Genomic DNA, 26,131 nt, shown 5'->3' with positions numbered 1-26,131 from the left:
ATGTTCGTGATCCGAATAAATCTGGCCGGCCCGTGCGCCACGTACGAGACTGTTGAGCAGGAGCGGTTTTCCTGGTATCTCGCAGCGAATCTGCACTATTCACGATAGTCGTGTTCGCGCATGCGCTCGCGCTCGTGCTCCCGCCACGGGTCATGTTCACGCGGATGACGGTGCATCCACGCGTCGTGCTCCCAGTAGCGATGGCCGTCCCAGTAGCGGTCGCCGTGCATGCCGATTGTGATCGACACACCCGGCGCCGGGGCGGGCTCTTCGTACCTCGGTGGCGGTTCAACGTAGACTTGCGCCACGGCCGCGCTGGCCGCGACGAGTGCGCTGCTTGCCACGAGTGTCGCCAGAATCCGGCGGTTTGAGAGTGTCATGGGCTTCATCGTGCTGTCCTCCATTCAGTGCCTGACAACGAGCACGATTCGTTCCCATACGGAGCGGCGGGTGCTTCGCTCGCTATTTCGATCACGCGATCCGCGTCTCTTGTCAGTCGTGCCGATCCAATGCTCGAACGCGCGATGTCATCATCGCTGCACGGCACGACATGTCTAATAATGTGAAGGAATGCAGATCATGATGGCGAGAGGCGGAAGCGAAAGTGCACGCGGACGCGATTCACAATGCTATCGGGATGTGCGTTCAGATCCGACAAAGCAACACTTACATTGAATTGAAATGAAAACGGAGGAAAAGCGGTAAAAGTCTGACGTAGCGGGACTCGATGTGTGACCAAGAGAGTGAAAATTACCCATCCCCTTCCGCCGATGTCGGGTCGAATATCGCTTCGCATCCGAAGGGGAGGCCCCTTCACCGCATTGCGAGAGGATGGGCCCTGCGGTATCACGGCCCCCGCATCACGCGGCCGGCGCAGGGGAGGCGAGTCATCTCATCAAGGAAGACGCGCGATGTCGTTGTTCGATCGTTTACTCACCCTCATGCGGCCGGCATATCTATTGCTCATTGCACTGGTGGTGTTCGCCACCACCGGACCCACGCATGGCACCACGACGTAACTGATGCGCGTTCGTGAACGGCTATCTCGTGGTCATTCCATTCAATGGAGACGTCCTCCGAACAGGCCGAGCAGCCCGATGACGATCAGGTAGAGCGCAACGATGTAATTCAGGAGGCGGGGCACCACGAGGATGAGAATGCCGGCGATCAGTGAAACCAGCGGGCCGGCGCTAGTGAGCGTGTTCATGCTTCCTCCGCAAGATTGAAAACGAGTGGCCGCAGCCTGCTTTGCCTCCGGCACCCGTTACAGAGACGCGAGCCTGGCGAGCGTCAAGCTTTCGGCCATCAACTCGCTGTTGTCCACAAGCGAGAACGCTTCGACCCGCGCAATCGCCGTGCCTGGACCGACGTTTCATCGCGATTCCGCTTGGCGTGCCGGACCGCAGTTCGAGCATTCGTCGGTTTCAAGGAGCAATGTCATGAACAAGGATCAGATAAGAGGTCGCATCACGGAAGCAAAGGGAAAACTGAAGGAGATGGTTGGCAGGGTCGTGGGAAATCGAACAAGCAGACTGACGGGCAAGGCCGAACAGATCGTCGGGAAGACACAAGCATCATTCGGCGATGCAAAGGAGCGATTCAAGAAGCGGCAGTAGAGCCCGACGTGGAAGCCCCCGAACTGGCGGCCGCGCACGTCGACGTTCAGACTTCGTGGGGAAATCCGCAGATGAGCGAATTTGCTCTGATTGCGACCGGCGTTGTGTTTTGTAAGCGCCAGGCCCTCGTGTTCGAGGGCCTGCGTACTTCCCAGCGGGGACGGCGAATTTACCCGGGCACTGCGCGCCCTCGCTTACGGAAAATTAATGATATTGGTACGGCGCGTAGTTCGCGGCCGCTCCGCCAAGGGTGTGCGTCAGCTGACAACGGGACATCAAATACTGGCGCTTTTCCCGGAGCTTCTGCGCCTTGATCCTGTCGCCGTATCTGCTCGCGATTTCGGCTTTGACTTCAAGTCTGTGCAGCTTCTTTTGATAGCCGTAGCTATTGCATTGGCCTGCGAAGGCGGGCGCGGCGAGCGCCATCAAGAGAAGAGACAGGGTTATTTTTTTTATTGTTCTGAACGGTCCCAAAAAATCTGAGTGAATGGTTCGCACGGAAGAAGTCGGGTTACCGGACCGACGCCTCCCACGCGAACCTATCGTCGTGGAATCGACTGATCGGAACAATCAGATATGTCTGAAAAAAAGTTAAAGATGGACAATGACAGGCTCGAGTGCTGGTGTAAAGCGCGCGACGCGTCCGGATTTTTCAAGAAAAGGACGACTGCTATTCGATTAGACGACTTCAAATCTGACAGGATCTTGACGTGTGGCGAAAAATTAGCACATCTACGAAAGATTTAACTTGGCAGAATCAAATTGCGAGGTGCTCCAGACGGCGATCGGGCGTCAGGATCGGAAGCCGGTCATGCGGTTGCAGCACCGCATATCGATCGCCGTTGGGGGCCTGAGACAGTCGCAGACGAAACCGTCACTCACCGTGCTGGCGAAGCGGTGCGGAATCGAAGGATTTATTTGCGCAATGTCAAATATTAGCGTGCGGCGCACCGCCAAGGCCGCAGTCGCTCAGAGCCAATCAGCACGGACACGCACTTCGCCGCTGGCCGAAACGGTACCAAACCAGGGCGTACCTGTCGTGTCGGTCGCCAGTTGCTTTGGATCGAGCGGGAAGCGCAGGTCCATATCGAGGGCCCCCTCGTACGCGAATGCGCCGCCGAGGGTCTCGCGCCACTTTAGCGTGGCGACGTCATACACGGTACCGGTGCAATTGTCCGGGCGATCGTCGAGCCCGGTGCCGTCATAAAAGCGGACGATTGACGGCACTGCAACCACGGTTGCCCCGCTTTGGTCGACGAATTTGCAACGTGGCCCGTCTGCGGTTTGCACACTGGGCGCGAGCACGTCTACCGACACTTTCGTCGCCTTCGACGCGCCGTACTGCCGGATCGTGAGCGGTACGACGATCTCGGGATCCTGGCCGATCGAACCGGAATATTTGCCCATCGCAGCGGGGTCGCGCTCGTCGATCGCGACGCCGAATGTAAGACGTTTCAGTTCCGTGTCATCGAAAAAGGACACTTGCATGTCGACGGCCGTTCCACCGGTAGTCTGCACGATCGCGCCGATGGCATCGTCGAGCGGTTTCGTCTCGGCGTCGCCCAGCAGCGAATCCAGCAGATTCGCCGATACCACCAACTTCGATGTGCCCAAGGCAGTCGCAGTGACCTTTGATACCTTCTGCCCGCTTGCCGTCATGAACCATATGTCGGACTGCTGAGAAGGTGGAACGACGAATGATACGTTCTCCATCGTGGCCGTGGCGTTGGTGGATATCGGGCATTCCATGTTGCCGTCCGTGATACGGCAGACGGGTGGAACCGATACGAGCATTTTGCCATTCGACACGCTGATGGTGCCGCTGATCGGTGACAGCTTGAACATATTGCTGGCGCTCGGCGTCACCGTCGTTCCATAAACGTACTCGTTGGCGTATCCACAAAGGCTCCAGGAATCTCCTTTTACCCACCAATCAGCAAGCTGCTTACCACGATCTCCATCGAGAAGGGGGGAGTAGAACATACGCGCACCGAACGTCATCGGTGACTGGTTTAGAAAGGCGTCCGCTACCATCTTTCTGGCGACCGGATCCTGCACTTGAGTACCCGGCCCGCGAACGAACTGCCCCAGCGAGTTCGCGGTTTGCTGCGTAAACATAAAAATTGACGCGATTTGCATGCCGTTGACGATGTAGTCCGCGCCGACACGATTCTGTGCGCTCTTGGCGGAAAAGGGAAGGTTGGGGAAGCGCACATCCTGGCTATCCGGAACAACGATCGAGCGCGATGCACCGCCCGCCGACACCCATGCGCTGACGGCGACGTCCGGAAAATAGTCCCAAGTGGTAGCCTCCTTGAAGATGATGGCCAACTGCGTCAGTTGGGGATTCGACTTGTGAATGCGCCCAACGAGTGCGCCCGTGGTGCCAGCGGGAATGTCGGGCAAATAAAGATAATCGCCCATCTCAATCACTATTGGCGCATAGGAATGACTGGAAGTCGTGGGAGCACGGCTGCACGTAATGGCAAGCGAGTCATCGGCCGCAGCATGGGCAGTGACAGCATGGCCGAGCGCCAGCACGCCGCTCAGGCAAAGGCGAATCCCGGCGCGTAGAAAAAGTGGTTTGAGATTTGACATTTCAATGGTGAGGCGAGGAATAGACGCAGTCGGTGGAGTGCATATGACTTTTCGGCCGCCATTCCGGATTCAGGTCGACGCGCAACGCATGCTCGACATTGAGCGATGGAGCGGAGGGGGCTGCAATGAGGACCGGATAACCGAGTCGTTCCGTTAGTCACACGCAAGATGGCTTTCGTATGCTAATGGAGGGCCGCGCGATCAGAATATGAGAACCGTCCTAAATGCATCCCGCAGCGCAGATATCCGCGCAATTCCCACACGGCTTGCCGGTGGAGGCTCGGGAGGTCTCTGCGATCGCCGATGTCTCTTTGACAGGGAATGCACGAGGTGTATACCTACTGCGGTCACTCTGCTGGGGCGCCTGTCAAGATGTATCCGTCCGCGATCGAGCGCGAGGGCGGTGTGGATGTTCTCGCGCGGACTGCCGCGTCGCGTTCGTTCGCGCCCGGAAGTGAGCTGGCCGGCCGTTGTTTAATGCCCCGCGCCGGCGATAGTCGGCGATGGGCATCTCTGCTCGCTTAACGATCCGCCGAAACGGCGGACACGCCGCGGACCTCACGCTGCATGCCGGCATCTTGTCTGCGCTCGTGCGACGCATGGTTGGACCGGTCAAGATGTATCGAACCAATCGCGGTATGGCCCATTCAGCGCATGTGAGAACTCAAGCAGACGTGATTGGGCAGTGCATCGCAGGTGCGCCGCGAAACGCACCGGCAATTGTGGTCGTGATGCGCGTTGTCTTCGGTTCCGGCGCGCCCACCGGACCTGCGCGTCCAACCCATCTCGTCCTCGGCAAACCTTCTTGCGCTGATCTTCTCCTCGCGCAGATCAATGCGCTTGGGCGCGACCGTCACTCATCAGCACGGGCGCTCTACGGAGTGAACCCGTGCCCGCTCGAAGCGGATCAAGGACTTTTTAGGCCGATTCTTATATTTCATTTACCTTTCATTTGAAATAATTTGTTTCGCCGCCGTGATCTGGCAAATCCATTGAATCGGCGGTTGGTAGGACAGGTGGTCCAGAAGCATATCCCCGGGTATGGGGCTGTCGTCCGGTCATTCCAAGTCAATTGATGAAACCCTTTGAGAGATCGATATGAAGAAAACTGCAATCCGCCTCGCAGTGGCATCCGCACTCGCAGTCGCGTTCGCGGTTCCGGCCATCGCCGCAACCGTGGGCCCGGAAGAAGCCCGGGTGAAGTGGACGGCATCGGTTGTTAAGAAGTCCGACGTGACGCTGAGCGTCTTCGCTGAAGGTAGCACGACGCTCGATTTCGAGTGGAACCCGTCGAGCGAAGCATTCTCGACGCAGGACCGCACGCTGACCGTTCTCGCGGCGGGTTATGAAGGCGGCACGGGCTACAAGATCCAGGCGCAACTCACGCAGAACACGTTGAATGCCGTTGCTGGTGGCGTGAAGGATTCGCTGAAGGTCGGCGTCGATCTCGGCGGCATCGAGCTGAGCCAAAACCTCACCGACATCCTGTCGGGCACGGGCGGTGACGCGGCGCCGTCGATCGCGGCAAATGGCCTGCAGAACATGAATCTGGCAAAGGTCGGCCCGAACAAGACGCCGAACGGTTCGTACCACCAGGCGAATGGCGTGCCGGTGAAATTCTCGATCGCGGAAGGCACCGACAAGGACGGCAACCCTCTGACTGGCGCGGGTCTGTCGGGCGTCTCCGATGGCCGATACAACGGCGACGTCGAAGTGCGTTTCGTCGCGAGCTGGGAAACGCCGAGCGCGTAAGTTTCGCCGAATGCCTGCATAGATTCGGTCGAAGCAGGCTTGACTCCGGCAATGCCGGATCTCGGGGTCCAGGGGTCCGGCATTTTCTTTTTCTTTTCTTTCGGAGGACACGATGAAGCCACTCAAACTTTTGGCGCTGGCGGCCGCGCTGATGGGCGCACAGCACGCATCGGCGATCGGCATCGGATCGTTGACGACCGAAATGCAGGAAAACGAGTTCTACGTCGTCAAGCAGATCAAGAACGACGACTCGATAGCCAAATTCGTGTCGACGGAAGTCCAGGAGATCACCAATCCGCGGCAATTGACGGTGCTGCAGGAGCAGAAAAAAGATGTACTCATCTCGCCCGCGACGGTGTTTCTACCGCCGCATCGAACGGCGGACGTCAAAATCTACTACCAGGGCAAGCGGGACGACAAGGAGCGTTACTACCAGTTGTCGTTCGTTGAACAAGCCGTGTCGTCTCAAGCGAACATCAGTGATGGTGTCAGCTTGTCCGCAAAGCAGCGCATTCGGTTGAGCTCGATCCTCGTCGTTCGCCCACGCACGATCCACTTCAAATTCGAAAACGACGGCAATGGGCGCGTGAAGAACATCGGAAATACCTTCGTCCATGTCACGGCCACGGGGAAGTGCGAAGAAAAGGGAGCGACTGAACCGAAGGCGTGCAGCCGATCCACTTTCCTGCTTCCGGGTGAGTCGGGAGACATGCGCAAGGAAAAGGGCCTGGTATCCCTTCAAGGTATTGGCGTCTGGAAAGGCAGCGAATACCAGTATTTTCCGATGAATGCTGCGCCGTCGAAGGTCGTAGCAAAGTAAGCAAATCACGGTTTCGTTACGTGACTCAACAGAGATTCAATTTGGACTGCGAATGAAAAAGTCGACAATGACAGCGCTTAACGTCGCCATATCCCTAGCGGGAGGATGGGTGTCGTCGGCTGTGCTTGCGGCGGATCATTCGGTGATGTTCGATCGGGGCGCGCGGGAAGTCGAGAATCCCGACGCTGACCGGCGTCGCTACGCGTCTGCACACGCCGTCAGTGTCGACGCGATCACGGCCTCGGAACACGTATCGGCGTCCGTGCCTGAGTCGAACACGGAACCGGGCAGCGACGCTCGCTTGCTGCATTCGGAGAATGCCGAGTACGCGCCTGATCCTGCGGATGGTACACATGTCGATGGCACATTGGCTGCCGGTCAGTACACTTTCCCTGACAACCTGCTCGGCGCACTCGAGCAGGGTGTCGAAGTGCCCGTGCGGCTCAAGACCGACAGCGGTTCCGAGGAAGCGGGCCGTGCGACCGTCAAGTACGATGGTCGCACGCTGACGCTGGTCGACTTCAACCTCGCGAAGATCGCCATCACGGATGCCGCGAAGCAGAGGGTTGCGGATCACTACGGTAAGCCGCTGCGCGTGGTCGCGGAAACGTCGACCGCACGCCAGGACGCATCGGACGTCGAGCTGGAATTCAATCTGCGGACGTTCGAACTGGTCGCGGAACTGCCGAGGGATGCCTATGCAAGCGAAGGCGCGCCGCGCCTGCATATGCTGCCCGACAGTACCGAGAAGCATCCGAGCGGTGTGCTGAACTACGACATGTCGGTCGTGAAGAACGCCAGTGCCGACGCGAACGGCTACCTCCACGTGCAGTCGGTCAGTGCTATTGGTGTCAATCACGCGTATGTTGAAGGCGACATTCGCAGCGGCGACGATTTCAACCTGTATGAAGCGCGGCTGGAACGTGACTACCGCGGTGTAGCGATCACGGCCGGCTATCTGAGCACTTGGTCGATGAATGCGCTGGGACAAACGACGTTCCTTCCGGGCGGGCGCTTCCTTGGCGTCAGCGCGGGCACCGCGAGCCGCTCGGAGTTGAACGACGGCTCGCTGGCGCGCACGCCGATCTTCGCGTTCATGCCCGCATCCGGCGAAGTGCAGATCCACCGCGACGGCAAGCTGATCAACGTTCAGCATCTTCCCCTCGGCAACCAGGAAATCGATACGCGTCAGTTGCCAGTCGGGAGTTATCCGATTCGCGTGGACGTCGTTGTCAACGGTCGCGTGGTGTCGTCCCGGAATGAGCAGGTTTACAAGCCGAGTAACGGCGGTACAGGTGCGGACACGCAGTATCAGTTCTATGTCGGCCAGTATGTTGCGAACAACGTCGGGGGACGTGGTTCGATCAGCCGACAACTCGTCGGCGCGAGCGGCAAGATGGCGACTCGGCTCGGTACGTTTCACGGTAGTGCCTATTATTTTGACGGCCTGGCCGCCGCCGAACTGCGCTATCAGCGGAGTTTCAAGTACGGTAACGTCGGCGTCGACACGGGGGCGACGAGCGACGGCGGATTGCGCCTGAATGCGAATGCCGCGGCTAACATTGGGCCGGTCGGCGCATGGGCGAACTACATGCTGACGACGGGCAGCACCGCGAAGAACGGCGTATACAATCAGCGCACACTGAGTTTCGGCTCGAACGTTAGTGTTTCGCGAATGTTCGGTTGGGCCAACAACGCGACGCTCAACGTGAGCGGTAGCGTATACCAAGGCGGGGGTCAGGACTATCGAATCGACTGGAGCCAGGACATTTACGCGAACAAATGGATGCGCGTGATGCTCAATGGCGGCCAGATGTTCAGCAGGAATACCGGCGGCATGGGCCGTAAGTGGAACAACGCGTTCTACGTCGGCCTGAATGCGACGTTCTCGTTCGGCGACGCGGGCATCGACTATTCGCGTTCGCTCGATACCGAGCAGATCGGTGCGCACGTCGGCTGGCGGCCGGAGCGTATTGCTGGCGTCGACTATCTGTCGGCAGGAGTCAACCGCTCGCGTTCACTGTCGAGCGATTATGGCAACCCGACGAGCACCCAGGCGCATCTCGGCGCGCAGGGCCACAACCGCTGGTTCGGCTGGCAGGGCAACGTGAACATCGACGACACAGGCGATGCCAGCGGCACGGCCGCGATGCAGGGCAGTGTCGGGTGGAACACGCGCGGCATCGGGTTCAACAGCAAGAAGGGCGAAAGCGGTGTGATCGTCGGTGTGGACAAGTCGGCACGCGGCAACCTCGAGATGGTGTCCACGAACGGGGCATTGGCGCTCGATTCACGTTCCACGTTCGTTCCTCTGACGGGATACCGCGAGCACCGCGTGAAGATTCGCACGCGTCGTGACACGCCGGAAAATTTCGATATCCAGGAAGGCGACGCCAAGCTCGTGCTGTATCCCGGCAACGTCGCGTCGATGACGCCGAAGGTCCGCCGGCTGGTAACGGTGTTCGGCGTGCTGACCGAAAACGGCTTGGTGAAGCCGAACACGGAAATTCGCAACCACATCGGCAAGGCTACGACCGCGGCCGACGGCGGTTTCGTGATCGACGTCGATACCGCCTATCCGGTCATTCAATACGAGACCGATGCCGGCGGAACGTGCGAGATCGACGTTGACCTCAGCAAGGCGCAAGGCGCGCTCTGGGTTGATCAGGTCGAATGCAAACCAAAAAGCGTGGCCGATGCGGGTCCGGTTCGGCGCCGCGAAGGCTGATGCCGAAGCAAAAGAAGGAGGTATGTCCATGTGCGCGGCCGACGTAGTCGGTCGCGCATCCATTTTTGTCGGGTAACGCGCGATGCCGGGCCGACTGGCTGAATTGAAGCGGGTGAGATGCGCATGCGCGGACCAATAACCAGTGAGGAATCGATTGAGGCAATTCGCAGCGTTCGTGATGTTGGCCTGGTCCTGCACCGCGCAGGCATTGTCCGTTGGCGACATGACCTATTTCATGGGGTCCGGGAAAGACTATCTCGTTCGCGAGGTCGTGAACGACAGCGACCAGACGCGCGTGTACGGCGTGTCAGTGGAGGAAAGCGCTCCTCCGTATGGCGACGTCGCGACCTGGAAGCCCAAAGGCGGCGACTTGATGTACGCGCCGAAGCAACTCGTGTTGCGCCCGAACATGAGTGGCTGGTTGCGTCTGTATTTCAAAGGTGTCAGTGACGACTCGCCACGCTATTTTCGCGTAACGTTCCGGGAGGAGCGCGCTGTTTCGATCGATACGGATGCAGTCAAGGTGAAACCGCGTCTGGAGTTGCAGACAATTCTAGTCGTGCAGCCCAGGTCGCCAAGGCAGGCTTATCGGGTCGACGGGACGGCATTCGTTAATACAGGAAACACGGTCATGCTAGCAACCGCGCATGGCGAATGTACGCTTTCGACCGTTTGCATGCGGGACCGCTATTTGTCGCCTGGCGAATCGCTCGATCTGGTCGGGCTGAGTCCAGTTGGCAGCCCAGTCAGGGTCGTCTTGGCAAACGGGACGGACACGCATGAAGTAAAAGTGGTGCCGGTGAATCAATTTGACCGTGTCGTCTCATTCGCAAATCGGCCTTCCACTGTTCTCCCGGACGGGTTCACTGGCCCGCAATACGATGCTCGAGCTAAACCTAACGAAGTCGAGCAGTGAGCGCCGGCCTTTGGCATCAGCCATCGAGGCGATTCCTGAGGACAATGCAGCGGTGAAAAGCGACGTTGTATCAGTTCGGCGGGCCGAGTCGCCAGGGTGCCATCAGCAAAGTGTCTGGAGCCGTCTTCGCGTGCGTCGTGTCACTCATCGACCAATCGACGATACGGCGGGGGTGAAAAACCATGACCGCGGCGACGAACGGCCAGCCTTCGGCGGCCCAGATGTAGGTAAGGTCCGCGACGCATTTCTGATTCGGTGTATCGGTTTCCAATTGACATCGTAGATGATCTGGTGCGATGCCATGGGCGGCCGGGGCCTCCGAGCTTGTGTCCAGTAGAACAGGGAGGGCCAAAAACAGAACACCAATTCTCGGCACTGCAAAAGAAATCCAAGCGGTTCAGCCTGCGAAACACTAACACTCACTTGTGCCCAGACTTATTAAAGCAGATCAGAGTTATTCATTGATTGCTAACAGTCCTTCGTGAAGTCATGGCGCCGATGACGGCGCTTTTCATTTTTAGGACAAGTCTTATATTGCGGCATCAATTTGTAATACAGAATTCCGACCAAACAACGTGCGCAATAACGCGATCGACCGCTGACAAGTTCGTGCGCGACACACCTCTCATGCCTTCTTTATGCAGGTGTTGCATTCTCAGGGCCTTCCATACGCAACACCTGAGACCGGCAGCAGCGTGGTGACCCGACGGACAACCTGCGGGATTCTGACGGCGATACTTGAACGAGAGGCGAATTGTCGGGCTTTGTGCGATGCATCGAATGAGTCGAGGTTCTGTTCACGACGCGGCGGCGCCTCGCGATTCATTCAGCGTCGTCACATTTCTAAGCTGCATCCATCATGAAAAATATACACGCTTCGCGCTGGACCCAATGGTGTTCGCTCTGTCGTGCATTGCTTCTGGCCGTCTGCGTGGTCTCGCTGCCGGGCGCGGTTGCGTCTACGCTTTGGCAGAAACCGGTCTTCACCGATGAAGAACTGCGATGGATCGACGCACACCCGGTCGTTCATATAGCAGTCGAGGCGAACTGGAGTCCACTCGAATATCTCCACAACGGACAGCATGCTGGTCTTGTCGCCGGTTACCTGAACGCGATTTCGAAAATGACCGGACTCACGTTCGACACCGTGCCCGGGACGGAATGGGGTCGTGCATACGACGCGCTCGCTACCGGCAAGGTGGATTTGCTGCCGGGCGTCTGGCGAGAGCTGGTATCCGACCGTGTCGGCAGCGGCGCGCTCGTCAGTTCGCCTTATCTGGTCGGTCGGCTGACTGCCGTGACACGTGACAATTCCGCGATGGTTTTCAGTCTGAAGCGGCTCGAAGGCCGACGCGTCGCGATCAAGGGGCGCGGCGCGGTCGAATACTTCACCCGTCATAGCGGTGTCGCGCTCGACGTACTGACGTTCGACACCGAGGAACTCGCACTTGCCGCGGTGGCCAACGGCGAAGCCGATGCCGCGCTTGGCATCGACGTCACAATCCTGCCGCTCGTTCGCCGGCAATTTCCGGGGCAGCTTTACATGTCCGGCATGCTGGCAGATCGCTCCGTGTCGCTGGCCATGCTCACGCGCGCCGATCTGCCGATTCTGGCGTCGATCATCGACAAGTCGCTCGCGGCGATTCCGGCGAGCGAAGCCGCTGCGATCACGCGGGACTGGGTTGAACTCGGCGACTACGGCAAGCCGACACTACGCTCAATCCTGCATTATCGCGCGCCACAGGTGGTCGCGATTGCCGCGACGTTGCTGATATTCGCGGTGTTTGCCTATCTCTCCTGGAAATCCCGCGCGGCAGCGATTCGCAGCAAGCGGGACAAGGCGATGTTCCTCGCGTTCGTGAGCCACGAAATCCGAACGCCGATGCAGACTGTTCTGTCGTCGCTGGATTTTCTGCGGCGCTCGCGGTTGCCGCCACGACAGGCCGATCGCGTGGATGCGGCCGTGTCCGCGTCGGAAACGCTCTTGACGCTGCTGGACGACATCCTGGAATACTCCCGCCTCGAGTCGAGCAAGGTGACGTTCGACGCGCAGATAGTCGAACTCGAGTCGTGGGCCCGGGAAACTGTCGATATGGTGCGCTGGCGTGCCGAACCCAAGGGAATCGCGATGGCGTTGGACATCGAGATCCCGCCGGCGCTGCATGTCGAGATTGATCCGGTCCGCGTGCGCCAGATCGTGCTGAACCTACTGGTCAACGCAATTCACTTCACGGACGGCGGCAGCGTGACGTTGCGTGTTCGAATTGCCACGATCCGCCGAGGGCGAAGCAGCACGCTGCTACTGGACGTTCGCGACACCGGGGTCGGCATTGCTGCCGATCAATTCAAGCATCTGTTCGATGGGTATTGGCAAAATGATCGCGCCGCACGTTCCGACGGCGCCGGCAGCGGGCTCGGCCTCGCGATCTGCCGTGAACTCGTCGAGTTAATGGGTGGAACGATCACGGTCTGCAGTACACCGCGTGTCGAGACCGTCTTCTCGGTCAAGCTGCCGGTCGCAGTCACGGATCGCACGTCGTCGGCCCGGTTAACCGCCTGGACGCCTGTGCGCGCACCAGCGTCCGCCGCCCAACCATGCCGGGAAGTGCCGTACATCCTGATCGTCGATGATCACGAAGCCGTCCGGGCCTCGCTGCAGGATCAATGTGAAGCGCTTGGCTGCGTCGGCATCATCGCTGACACGGGGGAGACCGCGTTGCAGCAACTTGCGCGCACGCATGTCGACATGGTGCTGCTGGATTGCAATCTCCCGGACGTAGATGGCTACGCGCTCGCACGCGCGATCCGTCAACGCGAGTCTGCAGGAAAGGGGCGACACGTTCCGATCATCGCCATATCGGCAATCACCGGCGACGCGCACAAGGTGCGCTGCTTCGAGAGCGGCATGGATGGCGTGCTCGGCAAGCCGCTGCGGCTCGAAGCATTGCGGCAAATGATCGCCATGTGGTGTCCTGCGTATGCGGGTATTGCACTGGATCAGGCGGCAGCCTCATAGGCTTATGCGCGCGTGCTGCAGGGCTTCGATTCGCCTGAATCCGGTGTCGCCGTTTCGGCGCGATGCTGGCGCAACAAATCATCATGAAGCGGGCCGACATTGCTCGGAATCCCGTCGGATACCGCTTCCAGCATCCGCTCGAGGTCGGCTGCCAGGTTACTCGTCCCGGCATGCCCGGCAATCGCGGCCGCCCCTTTGATTCTGTGCGCCACATAGCGCGCCTTCTCAGCATCGCCGGCCGAGAGCGCGGTGCTCAGGGATGCCAGATCCGCGTCGATACTTCGACGGTAGATCTCGGAGAATTCCCGACCTGCTATGGGTGTTGGTTCGACAGACGGCTGATGCCTGTCAAGCTTGCTTGCCGGGCACCAAAGATCGATCATCTGCCGCAACGCTTCGAGCCGAAGCGGCTTGCCGAGCACACCATCCATGCCGCTGTCGAAGCAGCGCTCACGATGCGCATCTTCCGTCGACGCCGAAATCGCGATAATCGGTGTGCGCGCCTGCCCGCGTTGCTGCTCGCTGGCGCGCATGCGCTGTGCGACCGTATAGCCGTCGAAGTCCGGCAGGTCGCAATCGAGCAGCACCATGTCGTACTGAGCGCGCTCGAACCGATCAAGCGCTTGCGCGCCGTTGCCGGCGATGGCCGAACGGCACGCGAGCGCATCAAGTTGATGCTGGATCGCATGTTGAACGGCTTCGTGATCGTCGACGACCAGAATCATCGGACCTTCGTCGACTCGCTGGGAAGCCCGGGTATCGGTCGTGTCGACTTCGCGTGACGGGGCCTCCGGCGCGGCCGCATCCCGGCCGGCTACCCAGGGGGTACGTTGCGCAGGCAGGATCACGGTAAAGATCGTGCCCTTGTCGGGGCTGCTGCTGACGGTAATCACGCCGTTCATGAGCCCAACCAGTTCGCGGCAGATCGACAGGCCCAGGCCGCTGCCGTTCACGCGACGGCTGCCCGGCTCCTCGACGCGCTGATAGGGCTCGAAGATGCGGCTCTGACGCGCGGGCGGGATGCCGATCCCGGTATCGCGGACCTCGATCACCAGTGAACCGGCAGTGTTCGGCTTGCCTTCCAGGTAGTCGACACGCAGCCAGATCGACCCCTCCGACGTAAACTTGATTGCATTGACGAGCAGGTTCAGCACGATCTGCCGTGTGCGGACCTGATCGATCAGCAAGGTCAAATCGGCAGGACAGGCGAGTTCAATCGCAAGGTTCAGTCCTTTCTCGTCGACCCTCCAGCGCACCATGTCGGCGCTGCGCCGCAACCACGCGTCAATTTGCGTTGGTTCGGGCGTGAGTGTGACGTTGTGCGATTCGAGTCGCGAGTATTCGAGCAGGTCATCGAGCAGCGTCAGCAGCGATTCCGAGGCGGCAACGGCTGCATCCGCTCGGCCCGCCTGTTTCGGCGTGAGCTGCGACTGCTGCAGCAGTTCGAGCGACGAAAGGATCGTGTGCATCGGCGTGCGGATCTCGTGGCTGATGAATGCGAGGAACATAGCCTTTTCGCGCTCGCTGCGAACCGCAGCGGTGCGTGCGCGCCACGAAAGGAACGCGATGGCCGCCAGCGCGAACACAGTGGCGCCGGCCGCAATGACCTGCCAGCGTCGGTAGTAAAGAATTGAGCGCAGCGTCGGCTCGCCGTAGTCGGTCGACGTCATCCATCGGCGCGAAATCTCCTCGCCCGTGCGAGCGGGAATCGCGGCCAACGACTTATCGAGAATGGATGCGAGCACGGGCATGTCGCTGCGGGTTGCCAGGGCCAGCGCATATGGCCGGTCCGGCAGGCCGCCCGCCAGGAACAGCTGACCCAGGAACCGCCGGCGTAGCAGCGGCAGGATCGACATGTCCGGGCCGACGGCCACATCCGCTTTGCCGTCGAGGACGGCCGCGAGCGCATCCTGTTCGTCGTCATAGGTCAGCAGCGTCATGGGCAGGCCGCTCTGGCGAAGCGCATATTCCAGCCCGCCGTTGCCCTTGATCGCGATCCGTTTGCCGGCCAGGTTGCGGGAATCGACGAACAGATTCAGGTGTTCCGGCGCGACCACGACAATCGTGCCGACGAAGTATGGCTGGCCGACAATGACGCCGTCGCGATACATCGACACATCTGCGCTTTTCGATACTTCCGGCACCAAATCGATCTTTCCGGAGATCAAGGCGGCGTGCGAGTCCGCCCATGACTGGCTGTCGACATACTCGAAGCGCAATCCGCTCACGCGGGAAATCGCATCGAGGTACGACGGCACGATGCCAAATACTTTCCCGTGGTCGCGAAACTCGAACGGCCGCCAGTGTGGATCGATTCTGGTGCGCACCACCGGATGCGCGGCAATCCACGCCTTCTCTTCAGTTGTGAACTGCGGCGAATTGCTTGCCCATCCGAACGTGGGCGTCAGCCAGACGAGTGCGCTCATTAATACGGCACATCGTTTCAAACTCAGCTTGCTCACGTTGTTCAACCAGATTGTTGGCCGGTTTGCCATGGACGGTCCTCAGACGAGTATCGGGCGCTGAGATGGCCGCAGGTAAAAACCGTAAAACGAGACCGACATCATAGGTCGCGCGTTGCGGAAACGCAATGCGGCACTGCGGCCACATCACCTTCAGATTTGGTCACCAGGGTTAAAAATTGCCCCAAAAGCCGGTAAGCTAGTCGAAATAATCATGGATGGCATCCCGCGACAATAACGGGGCTAGCCGTTTCGCGCCGTATACAACAACGATAGGGGTAACTATGAGGCCTGGGCACCAGCCGATCCGCGTCGTGATTCTGGACGACCACGCCATCGTCCAACTCGGGATTGCAAGTTACCTGACCGAGAAGAACTCCATCGAGCTGGTAGCGAGCTTCGCGAAGTCGCGCGACCTGATTCGCTGGCTCGAATCGAACCGTGCCGATGTGGTGCTGCTCGACTACACGCTCGGTCCCGACGAGATCGATGGCCTCGATCTCGTCAAGCTCATCAATACGCGCTTCCCCGATTGTCGGATGCTGATGATGTCGAGCAGCGATTCGTCAGCGACCGTCAACATGACGATGCGCGCAGGTGCGCTCGGTTTCTTCGGCAAGAGCGAGGATCTCGGCGAACTCGCCCGCGCGATCCGCCTCGTGGCAAGTGGTCAATCATTCATAAGCGCCGAACTCTCGCACCGGATCACGTGGGGCACGACGACAGATTCACGTGGGGCCGAACCGAGGACCGCTAGCGGCGACGATTCACCGTCGTCCGATTCTGGGCCGGCGGCGGATTTTCTGCTCAGCCCGCGCGAGCATGAAGTGTTGCGGTGCTTTCTTGCCGGTATGTCCGTGTCCGAGATCGCGTCGAAATTCTTCCGAAGTCCCAAGACGATCAGCGCGCAAAAGCAATCCGCCTATCGTAAACTCGGTATCCGCAACGATGCCGAATTGTTCGCTGTCCGCAACTTGATCGAGAAGAACTGAATCAACTCCGGTCACATTTCACGCATCGCCATCGTGATCCGCTCCATTGCAGCCATCGCAGCTTCCTGCGCGGGATTGCCAGCGGCCGGTCAGCTTGCGATCGGTCGAAAATCGGACATCTGAACTTGGCGAGAACCGGACATTTGTATTTGTGTGAATTTAAATCGGTAATCCGAAGCGTGAACTCTACGTGCGGAGTACCATTCGCTGAGCGTCAGCAGCGTTTGCGAGATTCACGAATATGACCACGACGATAGTGTCATGCGGCGTCGAGCCATTTGGTTCTTGCTAAACCATGAATATAATGTGTCTGTCGAGGTCGACGGGTCTTCGCTCAAGCCCAAGGCCATTTCAACCACCGGTCAATCTTCTAAATCGGAGTCCCTGCACATACATGGCTACCTATCTCGAGTTGAAAGCCCAAGCCGAAGCGCTGGCACAGCAAGCGGAAGAAGTTCGACTTGCTGAACTGGACAGCATCATCACGACGATCCGTGAACAGATCGCCGAGTATGGCATCACGCCGGAGCAGCTTTTCGGGCGGCGCCGTGCGGTTGCGACGAACGTAAGTGCGCCGGTTGCGCCGAAGTATCGCGACCCGAAGACTGGCGCAACATGGAGCGGTCGTGGCCGGGCCCCTCAATGGATTGCGGGAGCAAAGAACCGCGACCGGTTCTTGATCAAATAGTGAGTCGAGTTGCCGGTTGAGCACAAAATCGCTAACGCTTGCCGATGGGAAATACTGGGCGACGTGTCGCGAGCGGACGGTCTTCGCTGCTACGGCAAATGGATACGGCGACGTATTTCCCGGTGCAGACGTGATCGTCAAGGATGGTTGGGCTTCCTTCACCCGTGACGGCGTCGAAGTGTGGAACTGCAGCGCGCGATACGCCGCAGCTCACTTCGACGTTCGGCCCGCTTAGGAAAATCCGCGGATGAGCGAACTTGTTCAGATTGCGCCCGGCGTTGTGTTCTCATCCGATGTGCTTGGCGCCGATTGGGTGCGAAGGTATCGACCGGACGACGGGCGTTCTCAGTCCACGGACAGGCCGAGCCTGACGCCACGAGAGGGCGGTCAAGCAGTTTGCACCAGCACACCGGCCCAGTTATCGTTGTTGTAGAACACCGTGGATGACGGACACCTTGCCAGTCGGGCCCGGCTTCAGAACAGGCGAAACGCCCCCGTCCGCGTCCGGTCCAACCACTGTTTACGCGTCGTTCAACCAGGGCATTTCTACCGGTGACACGACCAGTTGCCGGAAGTCTCGCTTCAAATCGAAGATGAATCCGACCAGGATCATGGACTCGGCGTAGGGAATCGGAAAAACCTGCGGATTTTCCGGCGTCCGCAAGGGGCGCTCGGGCGTGTCCGCTGTCGCCGCGGCGTTTTCGCGAACGCTTTCCAGTTCGTCAGCCATGGCCAGGCCACCGACTTTCAGTACACGGCTGCGCAGGTCGCTGTAGGGTTCGATGCGCGAAGCGTCTTCGTGGTATTCGGGCACTTCATAAACGAACCAGGACATTGTCGTCTCCCATGAGAAGGGGCGCTATTCTAACGCGGCGCGACGCCGACATCGCCTAGATTCGTGCAAGCGTGTCGTGATCGGCCTCGCCGCCGAAATATTTCTCGAGCGCCTCCACGAACACCGCGTTGTCGGGTGTCGCATGCGCGAACAACGTGACCGACGACCGGAATTTCAGGTAATCGGGATACCCGAAGATCGTCTGGATCGACTTGCCTTCGACCTGATTGACCAGTCGTGTGCATTCTCGCAGCCTTTCGCCGAGCAGCGGATGCTGAAGATACGCGACGGCTTCGGCCAGTGTCGAGATCGCGTATCGTTGCGCCATCGCGCTGTCGCCAAGCCCTTCGATCTGCGGAAACACGAACCACATCCAGTGACTTCGCTTGTGTCCGTGCCTGAGCTCGTCGCAGACCTGCGCATACACCGAATCCTGTGCGTCGACAAAGCGCTGAAGATCATGGGGATCGTCCATTTCGCCCTCCGTCCGTTCCGGCGCGGAAAGCTGCCGGAACGTCTATTGTGAGCGCGACCCGGATGGCGTGCAAACGCCACCTTGACCGTGCGCTCCGTGAGCTGCGCATCGCGTCCCGCGGCGGCGAGATCGAATTTGCTGCAGTGCACTGCACCGTGTTCGACCGTTGCCGGCGACGTCGCGCATGCCGCCGGATGGCGATGCGTCGACAACGGGCGTAGCATTCAGACATGCGGCCGGCCGTGATTCTCGCTGACGGATCGGCGGCACACCCCCGTCCGGTCGCGGCCGGCCACGCATGACGGCCCGGCAAAGGAAGCTTCGATGCGCTCGCAAGCAACGTCCGTCCCGCGCCTGAGACGCTATGGGATCGCGGCTGCGATCGTCATCGCCTGCCTGATCGTCGTCGGGCGCATCACCGGTCTCCTGGTCGATTGGCTCTGGTTTTCGTCGATCGGCTATGCCGGCGTCTTGTGGACGATCCTGTCCGCAAGAGTGCTGCTGTTCGTCGCCGTGTTCGCCGTGTCGGCGGTCGCGATCGGCGCGTCGGGGTGGCTCGCGCATCGTTATGCCAGGCCCGTCGATGTCTGGCAGGTAGCGGACACTTCGTCGACGCGGGCGGAGGATGTCCTGCGGGCGTTGGCAGGGGAGGTCGCGTCGCGCATTCCCTGGCGCGCGGTCATCGCTGCGGGCGCCGTCATTCTCGGGCTTGCGATCGCCGCCGGTGCGATGTCGAGCTGGGATGTTGCGCTTCGTTTTTTGCATCGGGTGCCGTTCGGCGCGCACGATCCGATCTTCGGCAAGGACATCGGTTTCTATCTGTTCGCGCTCCCCGTCTGGATCGTGCTGAAGAACCTGCTGCTGCAAGTGGTCGTCTGCTGCGCGATCGTCGCAGGCGGCGTCTACTGGCTGCGCGGCGACATCATGCTGCGCCCGCCGAAGGGGCTTTCGTCGGCCGCCGCGGTTCACGGGTCGGCGCTGCTGGCACTCTTCTTCCTGGTGAAAGCCTGGTCCTGGTGGCTCGAACGCTTCCTGCTGCTATACGACAACAACGGTGTCGTGGTCGGCGCCGGTTATACGGATGCCCACGTGATGCTGCCGGTGTTGTGGCTGCTCGTCGGCCTGGCCATTGGGGCGGCCGTTGCGATGGTGGTCAACATGCGCCGGCCCGGCTATCAGTTGCCGGCCGCCGCGGTGCTGCTCGTGTTCGGCACTTCGTTTGCGCTCGGCATCGTCTATCCCGCGCTGTTCCAGCGCTTCTACGTCAAGCCGAGCGAACTGCAGCTCGAGACGCCCTATATCCGGCACAACATCGCGTTGACGAGGCAGGCTTACGGTCTCGTGCAGATCGAGGTCAAACCGTTCGCGGCCGAGCAAGGCCTGAATCTTGCGTCGCTGCAGGCCAATCGCGCGACAGTCGACAACATCCGCCTGTGGGATGTGCAGCCGCTGATGGATACCTATGCGCAGTTGCAGGAGATCAGGACTTACTACAAGTTCTTTTCCGTGGATATCGATCGCTACCGTCTCGACTCCGGCTACCGGCAGGTCATGCTGTCGGCGCGCGAACTGGAGCATACGATGCTGCCGGAGAACGCCCGAACCTGGGTGAACCTGCATCTTCTGTTTACCCACGGCAACGGCATCGTGATGTCGCCGGTCACGGAGAAATCCACGGAAGGCTTGCCGTCGCTCTATCTGCGCGACATTCCGCCTGTCGCCGACGGCGGACCGGCGATCAACGAACCGCGCATCTACTTCGGTGAAGGCGGGCAGGGCTATGTGATCGTGAAGGGCAGTGTGCCCGAATTCGACTACCCGAAGGGTGATAGCAACGTCTACACGTCCTACAGCGGGCGCGACGGTGTCGCGATCGGCGGAGCGGTACGACGGAGCCTGTTCGCATGGCAGTTCGACGATCCCAACATCCTGCTGACGCACTACATCACGAACGAGAGCAGGATCCTCCTTCACCGCAACATCCGGGACCGGATACGCACGATTGCACCGTTTCTCGCGCTCGACCACGACCCCTATGTCGTGGCGAGCAACGGACGCCTGTTCTGGATGCAGGACGCCTATACGACCAGCCGCTGGTTTCCGTATGCGCCGCCCGGCGTCGGCGATGGCGCCAACTACATTCGCAACGCGGTCAAGGTGGTGGTCGACGCGTACAACGGAACGGTCGACTTCTACGTCAGCGATCCTTCCGATCCGCTGGTGCGGACTTACGCGCGCATCTTCCCCGGCATGTTCAAGCCGTTCGACGCGATGCCGCAGGATCTTCAACGGCACATCCGCTACCCCGAGGATCTGTTCCTGATCCAGGCGAATCTCTACCGCGCTTATCACATGGACGCGCCGGAAGTGTTCTATAACCGCGAGGACCTCTGGCAGTTTCCTCGCGCGCTGGGCGATATCGACGGGGGCGACACCGCGAACCGGCAGATGGCGCCGTACTACACGATCATGAGGCTGCCCGGCGACGCGCAGGCCGGCTTCGTGCTCATGCTGCCGATGGTGCCGAGCCAGCGCGAGAATATGATCGCGTGGCTGGCCGCGCGTTGCGATCCGCCCGGGTACGGCAAGCTGATCGTCTACGCGTTCCCCAAGGAAAAGCTGATCTATGGGCCGTACCAGATCGAGGCGCGCATCCAGCAGAGCACGGAAATCTCGCAGCAGATCTCGCTGTGGAACCAGATGGGCTCACGCGTAATCCGCGGACATCTCGTGGTCGTTCCGATCGAGCACTCGATCCTCTACGTGTCGCCGCTCTATCTGCGCGCGGCGTCGGGCCAATTGCCCGAACTGAAACGGGTGATCGCCGCCTATGGCGATCGCGTCGTGATGGAGGAAAACCTGGGCGAGGCGCTCGCGGCGCTCTTCAAGGAGACGAGGCCGGAACCGGCGGCGGCGCCGGCGGGCGGCGCAGCGGATGTGCGCGCCCGTGACGCGCTCGCCCATTACGATCGTGCGATCGAGCGGCTGAAGGCGGGGGATTGGGCCGGCTTCGGCGCGGAACTCGATGCGCTCCGACCGTTGCTCCAAGCGCTGGGCACCGTTCGCGCGGACAACAAGCAGTGAGGGTGACGCTCGTCAGGTCAGCGGTGGCGCGTGCCCATGATCCTCCAGATTTCGCGCGTCGTCGTATTCCCGCGAAATATCCTTGTTCGTATAGTCCCCGAGCTTCGATGCGGCAACCAGGCTCAGCACCGCGCACGCCAGCACATACACCGCGATCGCATACCCCGAATGGTAGTAGGCAAACAGCGCCGTCGCGATCAGCGGTGCCGGACCGCCTGCAATGACCGAAGCGAGCTGATAACCCATCGACGCACCGCTATACCGCAACCGCCCGGTAAACGACTCGGCAATCAATGCCGCCTGCGGCCCATACATCATCGAATGCGGGACCAGCGACAGCACGATGGCCGCGAAGATCCATATCGGATTCCGGCTATCGACCATCGCGAAGTAGAGAAATCCGAATACGCCGACGGTGGCCGCGCCGATCATGTACATTCGCCGCCGCCCGATCAGATCCGACACGTGTCCGAACAGCGGAATGGTGAAGAATTCGACCACGGACGCAACCAGCACCGCCGTCAGCAGCAGCTCGCGCGTGGCGCCCAACGCCGTGATCCCGTAAGTGAACACGAACGCGGTAAAGATATAGAACGGCGCCTGTTCGGCCATTCGCGCAAACGCCGACAGCACGATATCCCTCGGCTGCTTGCGCAGCACTTCGAGCATCGGCGTTTTCTCGATCCGGCGCTCGGCCAGCAGCTTCGCGAAGATCGGCGTCTCGAGGATATTCAGGCGGATGTAGAGCCCGATTGCGACCAGTACGATGCTGAGGAAAAACGGAACGCGCCAGCCCCACGTGAGGAAACTGTTGCCGGAAAGCCAGCTCATGGCCAGCACGGCGAGGTTGGCGAGGAACAATCCCGCCGGCACGCCGAACTGCGGCCACGACGCGACGAAGCCGCGATGCGCATTGGTGCGCGCCCACTCCATCGACATCAGGACCGAGCCGCCCCATTCACCGCCGACGCCGACGCCCTGGATGAAGCGCAGCACCGTGAGAAAAACGGCGCCCCAGATGCCGATCGTTGCATAGGTCGGAACGAAGGCCACGGCGAACGTGGCGAGCCCCATCAGCAACAGGGTCACGATCAGCGTGGCCTTGCGTCCGATGCGGTCGCCGTAGTGGCCGAAGATCGCCGCGCCGACCGGCCGCGCGACAAAGCCGACGGCATAGATCAGGAACGCCTGCAGCGTGCCGACGAGCGGGTGGGACTGGGGGAAATACAGTTTTGCGAAGACCAGGCCGGTGACCGTGCTGTAGAGGAAAAAGTCATACCATTCGATCGTGGTGCCAATCGTGCTGGCGATGACGGCGCGGCGCAACTGGCGCCGGGCTTCCTCGTCGGAGAGGGGCGTGGCCGCGGATTGCATGGCAGCCATTTTGATATCTCCCGGAAAAGGGCGACTCAGAAAGCAACCATACGCCCGGCGATGGGTTCCGGCAAGTGCAAGTCATGAACGGATTGTGGCACGTTCAATCCTTTCAATAAGAAGTCCTGATATAGCGATCGACCAACTTAAGACGCGGGCGCGCATGTCGATGAAAGCGCGGGTTCGTGAGGGAATCGTCGTAGAACGCACGGCTATCATCAATCGGATTCACGGTATCTCTTGAGCGAAGTCGGGGTGGTGCGCATGACACGGAAGAAATTCTGGACAGCGACGCCTTCCCGGAAATCGCATCGCCTCGCCTACAAGGTGTGACAGGCAGGATGCGCACGTCGCCACAAAGTAAAAACATGTCATCCATAGGACTTGTCTGATGTGGCGGGCCTCGGATCAGGCGTTGGTCCCATATCTCGCTTTGTAAGGATTTTATAAGATACCGATCAAGAGATTTCGCATGGCGACCTTGAGCTCGAGATGCCGGTGGGATTCCATATTTTCAATGTGTGACGACAGTTTGAGTTCAGGTCGGAATTTCAAATGAGAAAATTTGGCGTAAAAACCATCTTCGCGAACGATAGGCCGTTGACGCTTGCCGGAATGGAATATGTCGCGAGGAATACCAACGCGATCGATTTGATTGCCATATGCAGGACACCACAGAATTTGATCGAGTCGATGTCTCGCATGCGTTGCGATGTCGTGGTCATCGATTTTGCGATGCGGGGCAACGGGCAAATTGAAGGACTCGCTCTGCTCGGATATCTGAGACGCACCTATCCGAAGGTCGGGATCGTCGCACTGGTCACGCATGAGAATCCCGTGATCCTCCGATCGATTCTCGATCGGGATGTCGCAAGCATCGTCAGCAAGTTCGACGACGTCGGCCATATCGTCACCGCGATCCATTCATGCTTTGGGAGCGGCAGTTATCTGTCGCCGCTGATCAAGCGTTCGCTCGAGCTGGTCGAGTGCAGTAGTAATCAGCGTGTATCGAAGCTGTCTCCGCGTGAAATCGAGGTGATCAGGTGTTACCTGTCAGGAATGACGATTACCCAGATCGCGGAATACATGAAGAAAGGCAAACAGACAATCAGCGCCCAGAAGACCAACGCGATGAAGAAGTTGGGGGTAAAGAATGACATTGAACTGGTCCGTTGCGCGACGTGTCTCGATTTGATCGACGAGGAGAGTGCGAGTCGGTTCGAAGTTCAGTGATGCCGTCGTCAAGCACGAGGCGCTCGGCGGCTTAATGAGAGGGGACTGTCGGCCGTTGCGGGCTGGCACGCGAGTGCCAGCGGCATGCAGGTCGAATAAGCAGCGGAGGCCGCCAGACGGACTTGTCCCGGTTCGAGAATGGCAACGTCGTTCTGCCTGGACTGTACGGCGTCGATGTGTACGTCAACGAGAACCTTGCCACGAGCGTGCAGATCCGGTTCCTCGCGTCGGCCCGATCCACCGACGCGCAGCCGAGTTTTGACGACAAGCTGCTGCAGGACGTTGGCGTCGACGTGGAACGCCTAACCGCGGACGTGAACGCCCAACTCTGCGACCCGCACGCATGCATCGAGCTACCCGACGCGATTGCCGATGCCACTTCATGTTCGCGTTCGACGAACAACGTCTGCGACTGAGCATCCCGCAAACCGCATTGCGACGCAGTCCTCGCGGGTATGTGGGCCAGGAGCGTTGCGATTCCGGCGTGACGGTCGGTATGCTGAACTACAACACGAACCTCTATACGAACCGTACCAGCGGCGGACCGCCGATCACGCAGCGGTACGTCGGCCTGAGCGCGGGTGTGAACGTGCGGAAGTGGCGGTGTGAAGCGCTTCAGCGGCACCGGCGCGCGGATCAGCTGCGCGAAATCGATCGCCAAGACGCAGACTGACGTGACGCTTGCCGCGTACCGCTATTCGACGACCGGCAATTCCAGGTCAAGCCAACTTATCGAGATATAATCCGCACGAAATGGGTTTCGAATAAGTACAACATGGCGCTAGTGCGCGCCTCATTCCAGAGCGCGGGTGCATGATGGACGAATTTTCGGTGCGAGTGATTGTCGCGGACGACCATCCGGTGTCGGGGTACGGCATCGCGCAGGGTTTGGGCAGCATGCCTACGATCGAGGTCGTCGCGGTCGTGTCGGACACGGCCGCACTGATCGACCGGCTGGACACGACATCGTGCGACGTCCTCGTTCTCGACTACGTGATGCCGGCCGGGCAATACGGCGACGGCCAGACGCTGGTTTCATTCCTGACTCGGCGCTATCCGCAATTGCGCATCGTGACGGTGACCATGCTCAATTCCCCGGCGGTTTTTCGCGCGCTGCAGCAACTTGGCGTGCACTGCATCGCAAGCAAATCCGACGCAATCTCGCACATGGTCGCCGCCGTGCACGCGGCTTACTCGAACGGCCACTATCTGTCGCCCACGATTGCGTCGCTCCTCGCACAGGTGGATACCGGCGTCAGCACCGCACTGTCGAAACGGGAGTCGGAAATCGTCCGGCTGTTCCGTGAAGGCTACAAGGTGACCGAAATCGCCGATCGACTGAATCGAAGCAAGAAAACCATCAGCGCGCAAAAGCTGGCCGCAATGCGCAAGCTCGGCATCACACGCGACGCCGATCTGATCAAGTATGGGGGCGAGCTCGAGCCGTCTGAAAACATCGACCTTCGGTCGAACGATTGATCCGTGCCGGCATGTACAGGTTCCGCGGATGGCTGTCCCGCCTGAGTCGTCCTGCGAGCCGCA

The 26,131-nt window shown here is 60.0% G+C and carries 20 protein-coding genes and 2 pseudogenes; 14 read left to right on the top strand and 8 right to left on the bottom strand.

The features are described from left to right. Positions 1 to 95 precede the first annotated feature (95 nt). Both ACV22V_RS25565 and ACV22V_RS25560 read right to left on the bottom strand, forming a co-directional pair. Positions 96 to 248 (bottom strand): hypothetical protein, encoded by a 153-nt coding sequence (locus ACV22V_RS25565; protein ID WP_373557212.1) that lies wholly within the window; start codon positions 246 to 248, stop codon positions 96 to 98. A gap of 812 nt (positions 249 to 1,060) precedes the next feature. After that, complete coding sequence (locus ACV22V_RS25560; RefSeq protein WP_081053095.1) at positions 1,061 to 1,207, bottom strand: DUF3096 domain-containing protein; 147 nt, start codon at positions 1,205 to 1,207, stop codon at positions 1,061 to 1,063. Positions 1,208 to 1,439: 232 nt separating this feature from the next. On the opposite strand from ACV22V_RS25560, the gene ACV22V_RS25555 reads away from it, so the two are divergent. Together ACV22V_RS25555 and ACV22V_RS25550 are read left to right on the top strand one after the other, a co-directional pair. Continuing rightward, entirely contained in the window at positions 1,440 to 1,616 is a 177-nt protein-coding gene (locus ACV22V_RS25555; RefSeq protein ID WP_059536240.1) for a CsbD family protein, read from the top strand. A gap of 207 nt (positions 1,617 to 1,823) precedes the next feature. Then, positions 1,824 to 2,099, top strand: coding sequence for a hypothetical protein (locus ACV22V_RS25550; protein ID WP_448015863.1), 276 nt, complete (start codon positions 1,824 to 1,826; stop codon positions 2,097 to 2,099). Between the two features lie 486 nt (positions 2,100 to 2,585). Here the strand turns inward: ACV22V_RS25550 and ACV22V_RS25545 are convergent, their stop codons facing one another. After that, entirely contained in the window at positions 2,586 to 4,214 is a 1,629-nt protein-coding gene (locus ACV22V_RS25545) for a hypothetical protein (RefSeq protein WP_448015862.1), read from the bottom strand. A 503-nt stretch (positions 4,215 to 4,717) separates the two neighbouring features. Between ACV22V_RS25545 and ACV22V_RS25540 the strand changes: the two genes are divergently transcribed. The 5 genes from ACV22V_RS25540 (at position 4,718) to ACV22V_RS25520 (ending at position 10,430) form a co-directional block, all read left to right on the top strand. Further along, complete coding sequence (locus ACV22V_RS25540; RefSeq protein WP_448015861.1) at positions 4,718 to 5,170, top strand: hypothetical protein; 453 nt, start codon at positions 4,718 to 4,720, stop codon at positions 5,168 to 5,170. 142 nt (positions 5,171 to 5,312) lie between these two features. Next, on the top strand, positions 5,313 to 5,966 hold the full coding sequence (locus ACV22V_RS25535; RefSeq protein WP_059536252.1) for a common pilus major fimbrillin subunit EcpA: 654 nt from the start codon (positions 5,313 to 5,315) through the stop codon (positions 5,964 to 5,966). 112 nt (positions 5,967 to 6,078) lie between these two features. Next, positions 6,079 to 6,786, top strand: a complete 708-nt coding sequence (locus ACV22V_RS25530; protein WP_059536256.1) for an EcpB family pilus assembly chaperone — start codon at positions 6,079 to 6,081, stop codon at positions 6,784 to 6,786. A 52-nt stretch (positions 6,787 to 6,838) separates the two neighbouring features. Beyond that, positions 6,839 to 9,514 (top strand): TcfC E-set like domain-containing protein, encoded by a 2,676-nt coding sequence (locus ACV22V_RS25525; RefSeq protein WP_448015860.1) that lies wholly within the window; start codon positions 6,839 to 6,841, stop codon positions 9,512 to 9,514. Between the two features lie 178 nt (positions 9,515 to 9,692). Continuing rightward, a complete protein-coding gene (locus tag ACV22V_RS25520; protein ID WP_059690528.1) occupies positions 9,693 to 10,430 on the top strand; it encodes a hypothetical protein in 738 nt (245 codons plus the stop codon). A gap of 76 nt (positions 10,431 to 10,506) precedes the next feature. On the opposite strand, the pseudogene ACV22V_RS25515 reads toward ACV22V_RS25520, so the two are convergent. Then, positions 10,507 to 10,755, bottom strand: a pseudogene (locus ACV22V_RS25515) (IS3 family transposase); the annotation flags it as partial. Between the two features lie 534 nt (positions 10,756 to 11,289). On the opposite strand from ACV22V_RS25515, the gene ACV22V_RS25510 reads away from it, so the two are divergent. Next, on the top strand, positions 11,290 to 13,446 hold the full coding sequence (locus ACV22V_RS25510) for an ATP-binding protein (RefSeq protein ID WP_448015859.1): 2,157 nt from the start codon (positions 11,290 to 11,292) through the stop codon (positions 13,444 to 13,446). A gap of 2 nt (positions 13,447 to 13,448) precedes the next feature. On the opposite strand, the gene ACV22V_RS25505 is transcribed toward ACV22V_RS25510, so the two are convergent. Further along, positions 13,449 to 15,872: an ATP-binding protein gene (locus ACV22V_RS25505; RefSeq protein ID WP_448015858.1), complete on the bottom strand. Its 2,424-nt coding sequence runs from the start codon at positions 15,870 to 15,872 to the stop codon at positions 13,449 to 13,451. Between the two features lie 350 nt (positions 15,873 to 16,222). Here ACV22V_RS25505 and ACV22V_RS25500 point away from each other — a divergent pair, with 350 nt between their 5' ends. After that, positions 16,223 to 16,900 carry a response regulator transcription factor gene (locus ACV22V_RS25500; RefSeq protein ID WP_306453744.1) on the top strand — a complete coding sequence of 226 codons (678 nt, stop codon included), beginning with the start codon at positions 16,223 to 16,225 and terminating at the stop codon, positions 16,898 to 16,900. Between the two features lie 394 nt (positions 16,901 to 17,294). Beyond that, a complete protein-coding gene (locus tag ACV22V_RS25495) occupies positions 17,295 to 17,588 on the top strand; it encodes an H-NS histone family protein (RefSeq protein ID WP_059690532.1) in 294 nt (97 codons plus the stop codon). Between the two features lie 520 nt (positions 17,589 to 18,108). Here ACV22V_RS25495 and ACV22V_RS25490 read toward each other — a convergent pair. Next, on the bottom strand, positions 18,109 to 18,423 hold the full coding sequence (locus ACV22V_RS25490) for a helicase (protein ID WP_448015857.1): 315 nt from the start codon (positions 18,421 to 18,423) through the stop codon (positions 18,109 to 18,111). Positions 18,424 to 18,478: 55 nt separating this feature from the next. Beyond that, the gene (locus ACV22V_RS25485; protein ID WP_059536288.1) at positions 18,479 to 18,898 is read right to left on the bottom strand and encodes a DUF1810 domain-containing protein; all 420 of its coding nucleotides are present in this window, start codon (positions 18,896 to 18,898) and stop codon (positions 18,479 to 18,481) included. A 324-nt stretch (positions 18,899 to 19,222) separates the two neighbouring features. On the opposite strand from ACV22V_RS25485, the gene ACV22V_RS25480 reads away from it, so the two are divergent. Further along, complete coding sequence (locus ACV22V_RS25480) at positions 19,223 to 21,982, top strand: UPF0182 family membrane protein (RefSeq protein ID WP_448015856.1); 2,760 nt, start codon at positions 19,223 to 19,225, stop codon at positions 21,980 to 21,982. A gap of 12 nt (positions 21,983 to 21,994) precedes the next feature. Here ACV22V_RS25480 and ACV22V_RS25475 read toward each other — a convergent pair whose 3' ends face one another. After that, positions 21,995 to 23,365, bottom strand: coding sequence for an MFS transporter (locus tag ACV22V_RS25475; protein ID WP_223961358.1), 1,371 nt, complete (start codon positions 23,363 to 23,365; stop codon positions 21,995 to 21,997). A 546-nt stretch (positions 23,366 to 23,911) separates the two neighbouring features. On the opposite strand from ACV22V_RS25475, the gene ACV22V_RS25470 reads away from it, so the two are divergent. The 3 genes and pseudogenes from ACV22V_RS25470 to ACV22V_RS25460 all read left to right on the top strand — a co-directional run bounded on the left by ACV22V_RS25470 (position 23,912) and on the right by ACV22V_RS25460 (position 26,068). Continuing rightward, positions 23,912 to 24,589 (top strand): LuxR C-terminal-related transcriptional regulator, encoded by a 678-nt coding sequence (locus ACV22V_RS25470; protein WP_448015855.1) that lies wholly within the window; start codon positions 23,912 to 23,914, stop codon positions 24,587 to 24,589. Between the two features lie 122 nt (positions 24,590 to 24,711). After that, a pseudogene (locus ACV22V_RS25465) lies at positions 24,712 to 25,262 on the top strand (FimD/PapC N-terminal domain-containing protein). 143 nt (positions 25,263 to 25,405) lie between these two features. Further along, positions 25,406 to 26,068, top strand: a complete 663-nt coding sequence (locus ACV22V_RS25460; protein ID WP_448015854.1) for a response regulator — start codon at positions 25,406 to 25,408, stop codon at positions 26,066 to 26,068. Positions 26,069 to 26,131: the final 63 nt, after the last annotated feature.

The sequence above is a fragment of the Burkholderia sp. AW33-5 genome, assembly GCF_053427615.1.
This window is presented reverse-complemented; position numbering and strand designations above follow the sequence as displayed.